Origin of the sequence: Actinomadura logoneensis, from assembly GCF_003428695.1 — a bacterium.
GTDB classification, from domain to species: domain Bacteria; phylum Actinomycetota; class Actinomycetes; order Streptosporangiales; family Streptosporangiaceae; genus Spirillospora; species Spirillospora logoneensis.
Genome location: NZ_QURH01000356.1, coordinates 1 through 569 on the forward strand (window position 1 = coordinate 1; position 569 = coordinate 569).

The 569-nt window shown below is 77.0% G+C and carries 1 protein-coding gene; it reads right to left on the bottom strand.

Translation table 11 applies throughout. The features are described from left to right. On the bottom strand, window positions 1-569 hold a 569-nt coding region (locus DZF91_RS22700), incomplete at both ends, for an FUSC family protein (RefSeq protein ID WP_147341273.1).

The following is a 569-nucleotide window of genomic DNA, read 5'->3' on the forward strand; positions in this document are numbered from 1 at the left end:
CGGTCACCGCGCGCGCCTCGGCGACGGCGGCCGACAGCCGGTCCAGGGCGGCGTCGATGCGGCCGGACGCGCGCCGGTTGGTGATCAGGACGCAGCCGAGCAGCCCGACCGCGGCTCCGGCGCAGGTGTCCAGCCAGCGGTCGCCGACCAGCTCGCGCGCGGGGTGGTGCCCGGCGAACTCCACCATGCTCAGTGCCATCGGGGTCACGAACACCGTGCCCAGCCAGTAGTTGCGGGACATCGTCGCCTCCGCGCCGAACTGCGCGGCGAGCGCGACCAGCACCAGCGCGAGCGGGCCGGTCCCGATGACCGGCACCAGCGCGGTGAACAGCGCGAGGCCGAGCAGGTTGCCGAGCACCCGCTGGAGCGCGCGCCGCCAGGTCAGGGCCAGGTTCGCCTGGAAGATCGCGGCGGCGGTGACGACCGCCCAGTAGGGCCGTCCCACGCCGAGCAGCATGGTGAGCCAGCCCGCGCCCGCCGCGCTCACCCCGACGCGGGTGGCGACGGGGAGCAGCGGCGAGTCGCGCCGCAGCGCCGCGAGCACCGCCCGCGCGCCGCTCGGGCGGGAC